This window comes from Roseomonas sp. GC11, from assembly GCF_024437745.1.
In the GTDB taxonomy this organism is placed as follows: Bacteria; Pseudomonadota; Alphaproteobacteria; order Acetobacterales; family Acetobacteraceae; genus Pseudoroseomonas.
On record NZ_JANFNY010000126.1, the window covers coordinates 1 to 8,779 of the forward strand.

Here is an 8,779-nt window from a genome sequence, read left to right on the forward strand (position 1 = left end):
CCGTGAAAACCTGATTGTCGCTGCTCTCCACCATGCCCAGAACATGGGAACAGCATTCAAGCTCTAACAGGCCTTAGAATTTCCACCACCTCCGCTGCCCTGGGGAAAATTTATTAGAAAAACTTCTAATATTAATCAAAAATCCGGTGCTAATAGCATAAATGGTAGGGCTGTAATGTTCGTGGCGAAACTGGGAACCAATCGCCGTGAGCCTTGTGAAATCCCGCATCCTCCCGCTCCTGGCAGCCGCCGCCATTTTGGTCCCTGCCGCCGTCCTCGCACAACCAATGACGATCCAGGATCAGGGGAGCTTCGCGGTAGGCGGCTCGGTCATCACGCGGCCGGGCACTTATGACAACAACGCACCGACCTCCGCAGGCCAGAGCCTGCACGCAGACCATCTCTACGCCTTCTACCAGAGGCCGGAGTCGGCAAGGCCGCTACCCATCGTCATGCTGCATGGCGCCTTCCAATCTGGGCGAAGCTGGGAAACTACGCCGGATGGCCGCGAGGGTTTCCAAACCCTCTTTCTGCGCCGAGGCTTTGCCACCTATGTCGTCGATCAACCGCGCCGCGGCCGCGCCGGCAATAGCAGCCTTGCCACTACGGTCCAGCCGACGCCCAACGACCAACTGATCTTCGACCAAATGCGGTTCGGCATCTGGCCGCACTATTTCGACGGTGTCGCCTTCGATCGCAGCCCCGAGACGCTGAACCAGTTCCTCCGCTCGCTCACGCCCAATACCGGCCCCTACGATGCGGCGGTGATTGCGGATGCGATGTCGGCGCTCTTCGACCGGACCGGGCCAGGTATCCTCTTCACCCATTCCCAGGGTGGCGGTCCCGGCTGGCTCACCGCGATCAGGAACCCAAAGGTCAGGGCGGTTGTCGCCTTCGAACCCGGCAGCGGCTTCGTCTTCCCCGAAGGCGAAGCGCCGGCGGCGATGCCGAGCGCAGCCGGCACGCTGGAACCCGCGACGGTATCACAGGCGGATTTCGAGAAACTGACACGAATCCCCATCGTCATCTACTACGGCGACAATATTCCCACCGAGCCGACCCATCGGCGCGGCGAGGACAATTGGCGCGTGCGCCTGGCGATGGCCCGGCTTTGGGTCGAGGCGGTCAACCGGCGTGGCGGCGACGCTCGCCTGGTGCATCTTCCTGAGATCGGCATCCGCGGCAATACGCATTTCATTTTCTCGGACCTGAACAATGTCCAGATCGCTGATCTGGTGATGGCATTCATCGCCGAGAAGAAACTCGACTGAACATTCCAGGGACCGAGACGCCACCACTTCGCGGAGGCGCAGAGCGACAAGCTCCCTTCCCAAACCAGACGAGAGACCGCCATGAAGAGGGTGTTGAATCGGTCCTGCATCGCGGCGCTGGCGATCGCCATCACGCCGCTGCTGGGCTGGAGCGTGCGCGCTGAAATCAACCGCGTCCGGTTTCCTGATCTCGACGGTCTGGTGCACTACACCACCGTTCGCCGCGGCAGCGTGACCGAGCACATCATGACCACACCCGCAGCGCTGGAGGCCGTGAAGAACCGCCAGCCCATTCCCGTTGGCACGCACTTCGTCCTGGTCGATTATCGCGACGGCCAACTCTACCGCTACTTCGTCATGGAGAAGAGCGAGGGTTTCGGCGCCGACTATGATGAACGCCGGAGGACGGGCGATTGGCAGTTCCAGTGGTTCTGGGCCAACAAATCAGTCAACCTCAACGAGAACACGGCCCGCTGCCAGTCCTGCCACAACAGCCAGCGCGGCGCCGACTATCTCTTCACCGCCTACCGTATCCCGCGCTTAAACGGAACGCCCGTCGAGTGAGCAAGGCATCCGGCCGGGCTGGCCGCATCGACGCGCGGCTGATGATAGATCTGCTCGCGGCGGGCCTGCTGCTGTTCGGCCTGTCCTACTGGTGGCTCGGCAATCTCGCGCACGAGGTGGCGGGAACGGCGATGTTCCTGCTCGTGATCCTGCACAATGTCTTCAATCGCCGCTGGTATGGTGTGGTCCGGGCGGCTGGCCGCAAGCCGGCCGGCAGGTTTGACCTGCTGGTGACGGCCTTGCTGCTGGTCACCATGCTGGCGCTGCTGGCGACCAGCATTCTGATCTCCAACGCGCTGTCGGGCCTCATGTCCTCGCTCGGCGGCTTCACCATACGGCAGATCCATACGCTGGCCGCCTATTGGGCGATGATCATCGTCTCGATCCATCTTGGGCTGAGATGGCCGCTCATCATGGCCAGGATACGGCACTGGCTGGGCCTGCGGTCAGCCAGTACGATGCAACGCTGGGCCCTGCGCTGCGCCCTCATGGCCATTGCCGTGCAGGGCGTCCACAGCTTCAGCGTGCTTGGCCTGGGCACAAAACTCTCCATGCAGGTCTCGCTCGACTGGTGGAATTTCGAGGAATCCGTAGCCGGGTTCTTCGGCCATTGCCTGGCCGTCAGCGGCTTGTGCATCGCCGCCTCATACCATCTCGCGAAGGTGCTACGGATGAAGGATGCGCCTTCAGCCCCGATGGCGCAGCGTGTCGACCACCAGGCTGAAGGCCGGTGAGGCATGGCGGCGGCTGGGATAATACAGGTGGTACCCGGGGAAATAGGGGCACCAATCCTCCAGCACGCGAAGCAGCGATCCTTCGTTGATGTGCGGCAGGGCCTGGTCCTCGGGCAGGTAAGCCAGGCCCAGCCCATCCAGCGCCGATGCGATCCGCAAGCCCAGATTGTTGAAAACCAATTGGCCCTCGCAGCGAACCTTCACCTCGTGCCCGTCCTTCTCGAACTCCCACGGGAACAACCCACCATAGGTGGGCAACCGTATGTTGATGCAGCGATGCTCCGTCAAATCGGTGGGGTCGCGCGGCGCCGGATGGCGCGCGAAATAGTCCGGCGAACCGACCACCGCCATGCGCATCTCCGGCCCGATGGGGACAGCGATCATGTCCTTGGCGATCTGCTCGCCCATCCGCACCCCGGCGTCGTAGCCCTCCGCCACGATGTTGGTGAGGCCGTAATCGACGATGATCTCGACGGTGATGTCGGGATAGTCGAGCAGGAAGCGCTTGAGGGCGGGCTGCAGCACCGAGATGGCCGGATGCTCGCCCGCGGTGATGCGGATGATGCCGGCCGGCTTCTCGCGCAGTTCGCTGAGCGAGGCGAGCGCTGCTGTGATCTCCTCGAAACTGGGCGCAATGGTGTCGAGCAGGCGCTGCCCGGCTTCGGTAGGTGCGACACTGCGCGTCGTGCGCGTCAGCAGCCGCACGCCCAGCCGTTCTTCGAGCGCGCGAACCGTCTGGCTCAGCGCCGATTGCGAAACGCCCATCTTGGCAGCCGCGCGGGTGAAGCTGCATTCGCGCGCGACCAGGGTAAAGGCGGCGAGATCGTTAAAGTTCTCCTGCCTCATTCAGTAGCTCACCTTATGTCGATATGCGCTTTATAGCGCCTAATCAGGTGAATGCAGCAAGCCTAGATTGCCACCATCTTCGATGGTGACCGTGAATAAAGAGATGAATCAGTCCCGACCTGCGCCGCCCGCTGACATGCGGCAGCCCTCCCCCGTGCCTTCGCCGGCTGCCAAGCCCGGAGCCATCCTGGCCATCATCCTGGTCAGCTATCTGATGATCATCCTCGACGTCTCGATCATCATCACCGGCCTGCCCCGGATCATGGAGACACTCTCCTTCAGCACGGCGCAGCTGTCCTGGGTGCAGAGCATCTACACGCTATGCTTCGGCGGCCTGTTGTTGCTGGGTGCGCGGGCTGGCGACATTCTCGGGCGCCGGCGCATGTTCCAGTTTGGCCTCGCGGTCTTCGCGCTCGCCTCCCTCGCCATCGCCGCGGCGCAGAGCGCGGGCTGGCTGATCGCCGCGCGGGCCGCGCAGGGCGTGGGGGCGGCGATCCTCGCGCCCTCGACCTTGGCGCTGCTGTCAAGCAACTTCCCCGAAGGCCCGGCGCGCCAGCGCGCCACGTCCTGGTACGGCGCCATGGCCGGGATCGGCGCCAGCCTCGGCCTGGTGCTGGGCGGCATCCTGGCCGACTGGCTGTCCTGGCGCGTAGGCTTCCTGATGAACCTGCCGGTCGGCCTCGCGCTCTGGCTCGCCAGCGCCCGCTACCTGCACGAGACCGAGCGTCGGCCGGGCCAGCTCGACGTGCCCGGCGCGCTCGCCTCGACGCTCGGCTTCGGCGCGCTCATCTGGGGCGTGGTCGAGACGGCCGAGACCGGCTGGACGGCACCGCTCACCCTCGGCGCCATGCTGGGCGGGCTGGCTCTGATCGGGCTCTTCACCCTGCACGAGGCGCGCGCGCCGCAGCCCATCATGCCGCTGCGCCTCTTCACCGATCGCGAAAGGCTCGGCGCCTATCTTGCGCGCTTCCTGTTCCTCGGCGCCATGGTCACCTTTTTCTTCTTCTCGACACAGTACCTTCAAGGCGTGCTGGGCTTCTCGGCGCTGGCGGCCGGCTTTGGCTTCATGCCGATGACATTGGTGAATTTCGCCGTCGCCCTGGCCGGGCCGCGCCTGACCGCATGGCTCAGCGCACCGCGCCAGCTGGTGCTCGGCCTGGTGGTGACCTTCATCGGCATGGCCTGGCTCAGCCGGGCGGGGCTGGACAGCGCCTATCTCACTGGCGTCGCGCTGCCGATGGTGTTGATCGGCGCCGGTCAGGGCCTGTGCTTCGGGCCGCTCACCGCCTCCGGCATCGCGCGCACCTCGGCCACCGAAGCGGGCGCCGCGTCGGGCGTGGTCAATGTCGCGCACCAGCTCGGCGCAGCCTTCGGGCTCGGGCTACTGGCCGCCATCGCCGCCACGGCCGAGGCCGGCCAGACCGGGCCGGCCGCCATCGCCGCCGGGGTGAGCGCGGCGCTGACGGGTGCGAGCGTGCTGCTGCTGCTCTCTACCGCCTGCGCCGCCCTCCTCATCCTGCATGCCAATGCGGGACGCAACCGCGCAGCCACGCCCCGCCCCTGACACGCCGCACAACAATCGAAGGAAGACCATCATGAAAAAGGACGTCGTGGTCATCGGCGCGTGCGGCACCCGGCGGGAGGTGGTAGGATGAGCACCTCTCCCAAGACCGTTCTGGTGGTGGGTGCCACAGGCGGCATCGGCTCCCTGGCTGTCGAGGAGGCTATCGCCCAGGGCCATGCCGTCCGTGCCCTGGTGCGGGACCCGCGCAAGGCCCACCGCCTGCCGGCCGACGCGCAAATCATGGTGGGCGATGTGACCAAGCCCGAGACGCTGCGCGAGGCCGTCGCTGGGGTGGACGCCATCGTCTTGACCCTGGGATCGGATGGGCTCGGTAAGGCGGGCGCTGAGAGGATCGACTACGGCGGCGTGCGGAACGTGCTGGCGGCGCTGCGACCGGGATTGGCGCGCATCGCGCTCATGACCTCGATCGGTGTGACCAATCGTGATGGCGACTACAACCGCTCAACCGAGGCGCATGACTGGAAGCGCCGCGCTGAACGCCTGGTGCGGGCCAGCGGCCTGCCTTACACGATCGTGCGCCCCGGCTGGTTCGACTACAATGCGGCTGACCAGCACCACCTCGTGCTCCTCCAAGGCGACCGGCGGCAGGCCGGAAACCCGAGCGATGGCGCTGTGTCACGGCGCCAGATCGCCGAAATACTGGTCCGCAGCCTGACCTCAGCGGCTGCGCTGCGGAAGACCTTCGAGCTCGTCGCCACCAAGGGGCCAGCACAAGATGATGTCGACGCATTGTTCGCAGCAGTCGATGCAGATGTGGCCGGCTCGCTGGACGGCGTGCGGGATATGCCCAACCAGCCGCTGGAGCAGGAGCCGCAGCACGTGCGCGCCGATCTTGATGCGGTGCGCATGATGGCCGATGCTCACAAGAGTTCCGTACAATGAATGGCAGGCAAGCAGCGCCGCTGGGTCGGCGCCATACGATGTTGGGTGTGACCGCCATGGCCCTCGCATCAGCGAGCCCAGGCTCAGCCGTGACGGCGCAAGCCCAGACCGCGCCATCCGCTTTCACGAACAGCCTGGGCATGGAGTTCCTGCGTATTCCCGCAGGAAACTTCCTGATGGGCTCGCCGGACAGTGATCGGGAAGCGCCGAGCATGGAGCGGCCTCAGCACCGGGTCACCATCAGCCGGCCCTTCTATATCGGTAGGTTCGAGCTGACCCAGGCGCAATGGATCGCCCTGATCGGCAGTAGTCCTTTTGATCGCGACAGATCCAACCCCTATTACAACCTGCCGGGCATGGCCGCGCGGATTACCAAGCCTGACCATCCTGCGAATATCTCCTGGCATGACGCCCAGGAGTTCATTGCCCGGCTGAACGAGAAGGAGGGCGGCCCAGCCTATCGACTGCCGACCGAGGCAGAGTGGGAATATGCCGCGCGGGCCGGCAGCCAGACGCGCTACTCCTTTGGCGACAACACGGCCGACCTCGACGGCTATGCGTGGTATGGTGGAAATTTTGCCACCGGCGGTTCGCATCCTGTCGGCCAGAAGTTGCCGAACGCCTGGGGCCTGTACGATGTCCACGGCAATGTCTGGGAGTGGGTGCAGGATTGGTTTGACCAAGCCTATTACGCCAGGAGCCCTACCATCGATCCGCAGGGGCCAGAGACCGGCACAAGACGGGTGGTTCGCGGCGGCAGCTGGCACAACACTGGCGATGGCTGGCGCAGCGCCGCCCGGCGCGACTACGTGCCCGACTACCGGGGCATCAGCATCGGCATCCGTCTGGTGCGCAATGCAGCGTGATGGCCAATCCCCGCAGGGATAGCAACTGAGGAGCAGAACGATGTACGCCACTGTCATGCATGGCCCTCGCGACGTCCGCTATGAGCGGGTCGAGGATCCCAAGATCCTGAAGCCCACTGATGCCATCATCAAGCTCGCGGCCACCTGCATCTGCGGCTCGGACCTCTGGCCGTATCGCGGCCTGCAGCCGCAGAATGGACCGGTGCATATGGGCCATGAATATTGCGGCACCGTCGTTGAGGTCGGCGCCGAGGTGCGCAATGTACGGCCGGGCCAATTCGTCGTGGGCAGCTTCTGCCTCTCTGACAATACCTGCCCGCATTGCGAATTCGGCTTCCAATCCTCCTGCGTGCATCGTGAATTCATGGCAGGCGCGCAAGCGCCCTATGCCCGCGTGGCGCTGGCCGATGGCACGCTGGTCGCGACCGAGGAGATGCCGGATCCGGAGATGATCCCACACATGCTGGCTGTCTCGGACGTGCTGGGCACGGGCTGGTTCGCGGCCGATGCCGCGCAGGTGCGCGAAGGCAGCACCGTCGTCGTCGTGGGCGACGGTGCGGTGGGGCTCATGGGCGTGCTGGCTGCCAGCCAGATGGGCGCCGGCCGTATTATTGCGATGAGCCGCCATGCGAGCCGCCAGAAGCTGGCGCGCGAGTTCGGGGCGACCGACATCGTCGAGGAGCGTGGCGAGGCCGGCATTGCGCGCATCATGGAGATGACCAAGGGCGTGGGCGCGGAATCCGTGCTGGAATGCGTCGGCATGGAGGAATCCATGCATCAGGCGATGGGCTGCTGCCGCCCCGGCGGCGGCATCGGCTATGTCGGCGTGCCGCATGGCGTCAATCTCGATGGCCAGAACCTGTTCTTCAAGCAGCAGCGCATGCTGGGTGGCCCCGCGCCGGTACGGCGCTTTCTGCCCGACCTCATGGATCGCGTGCTGAGGGGCAAGATCAAGCCGGGCAAGGTCTTCGACCAGATCCTTCCCATCGAGCAGGTGGCCGAAGGCTACAAGGCTATGGATGAACGGCGCGCTATCAAGACCATGCTGCGCGTGGAAGCATAAGGAACAGCGATCATGACGGATATCACGGTTGTCATCGGCGCGGGCGGCATCGGCCAGGCGATTGCGCGGCGCATCAGCAGCGGCCGGCACATCCTGGTGGCCAATCATACACAGGAATCCGCCGAAGCCGCGGCGAAGGTGCTCGAGCTTGCCGGGTTCGAGGCCACGGCCATGCAGGCAGACATCTCCAGCCGCAGCGCCGTCCAGGCCGTCGCGGCCAAGGCCCAGTCGCTCGGTCCGGTGAAGGCGTTGGTGCAGGCAGCGGGCGTCTCTCCGTCCCAGGCACCGATCGAGGCCATCCTCAAGGTCGACCTCTACGGCACGGCCGTGGTGCTGGAGGAGTTCGGCAAGGTCATGGCGGATGGTGGTGCTGGCGTCGTCATCTCTTCGCAGTCCGGCTATCGTATGCCGGCCCTCACGGCCGAGCAGGATGCGATGCTGGCCACCACCTCCCCCGAAGCCCTGCTGGAGCTTGACTGGGTGAAGGGCGTGAAGGACACGCTGCGCGCCTACCAGATGTCCAAGCGCTGCAACTCGCTGAGGGTGCGGGGCGAAGCGATCCAATGGGCCAAGCGCGGCGCAAGGGTCAACTCCATCAGCCCTGGCATCATCGTCACGCCGCTGGCGCATGACGAGTTGCATGGCGAGCGTGCGGACTTCTACCAGGCCATGCTGAAGAAGATGCCGGCCGGCCGCGCTGGTACGCCCGATGAGGTTGCGGCTCTCGCTGCGCTGATCATGGGGCCGGAGGGCGGCTTCATCACCGGCAGCGACTTCCTGATCGATGGTGGTGCGACCGCCAACTTCTTCTACGGGCCCGACGCGCAGAAGAGCTGACGGACGCCGGAGCGCCAGCGGTGCCGATCACCGCTGGCGCTCTCCATTTATGAATCTAGAGGCTGTTATGGACCTGTGGCGAGTAAAGCGGCCTGTTTGAGCATGATGCAGGCGAAGGCGACGAGGTGAAG

General features: G+C 65.1%; 9 protein-coding genes. 8 read left to right on the forward strand and 1 reads right to left on the reverse strand.

What is annotated here, in order from left to right:
* Positions 1 to 206: 206 nt before the first annotated feature.
* The 3 genes from NON00_RS23025 to NON00_RS23035 all read left to right on the forward strand — a co-directional run bounded on the left by NON00_RS23025 (position 207) and on the right by NON00_RS23035 (position 2,569).
* Complete coding sequence (locus NON00_RS23025) at positions 207 to 1,271, forward strand: alpha/beta fold hydrolase (RefSeq protein WP_256025127.1); 1,065 nt, start codon at positions 207 to 209, stop codon at positions 1,269 to 1,271.
* A gap of 81 nt (positions 1,272 to 1,352) precedes the next feature.
* On the forward strand, positions 1,353 to 1,835 hold the full coding sequence (locus NON00_RS23030; RefSeq protein ID WP_256025128.1) for a cytochrome P460 family protein: 483 nt from the start codon (positions 1,353 to 1,355) through the stop codon (positions 1,833 to 1,835).
* Positions 1,832 to 2,569, forward strand: coding sequence for a DUF4405 domain-containing protein (locus NON00_RS23035; protein ID WP_256025129.1), 738 nt, complete (start codon positions 1,832 to 1,834; stop codon positions 2,567 to 2,569). The genes NON00_RS23030 and NON00_RS23035 overlap by 4 nt, the downstream gene beginning before the upstream one ends.
* On the opposite strand, the gene NON00_RS23040 is transcribed toward NON00_RS23035, so the two are convergent.
* Complete coding sequence (locus NON00_RS23040; RefSeq protein ID WP_256025130.1) at positions 2,522 to 3,415, reverse strand: LysR family transcriptional regulator; 894 nt, start codon at positions 3,413 to 3,415, stop codon at positions 2,522 to 2,524. The genes NON00_RS23035 and NON00_RS23040 overlap by 48 nt on opposite strands.
* A gap of 154 nt (positions 3,416 to 3,569) precedes the next feature.
* On the opposite strand from NON00_RS23040, the gene NON00_RS23045 reads away from it, so the two are divergent.
* The 5 genes from NON00_RS23045 (at position 3,570) to NON00_RS23065 (ending at position 8,648) form a co-directional block, all read left to right on the forward strand.
* A complete protein-coding gene (locus NON00_RS23045; protein ID WP_256025131.1) occupies positions 3,570 to 4,979 on the forward strand; it encodes an MFS transporter in 1,410 nt (469 codons plus the stop codon).
* An 87-nt stretch (positions 4,980 to 5,066) separates the two neighbouring features.
* The gene (locus NON00_RS23050; RefSeq protein ID WP_256025132.1) at positions 5,067 to 5,882 is read left to right on the forward strand and encodes an SDR family oxidoreductase; all 816 of its coding nucleotides are present in this window, start codon (positions 5,067 to 5,069) and stop codon (positions 5,880 to 5,882) included.
* Between the two features lie 140 nt (positions 5,883 to 6,022).
* Positions 6,023 to 6,748, forward strand: a complete 726-nt coding sequence (locus tag NON00_RS23055; protein ID WP_256025133.1) for a formylglycine-generating enzyme family protein — start codon at positions 6,023 to 6,025, stop codon at positions 6,746 to 6,748.
* A 40-nt stretch (positions 6,749 to 6,788) separates the two neighbouring features.
* Positions 6,789 to 7,811, forward strand: coding sequence for a zinc-dependent alcohol dehydrogenase family protein (locus tag NON00_RS23060; RefSeq protein WP_256025134.1), 1,023 nt, complete (start codon positions 6,789 to 6,791; stop codon positions 7,809 to 7,811).
* Between the two features lie 12 nt (positions 7,812 to 7,823).
* On the forward strand, positions 7,824 to 8,648 hold the full coding sequence (locus tag NON00_RS23065; RefSeq protein WP_256025135.1) for an SDR family oxidoreductase: 825 nt from the start codon (positions 7,824 to 7,826) through the stop codon (positions 8,646 to 8,648).
* The last annotated feature ends 131 nt before the right edge of the window (positions 8,649 to 8,779 follow it).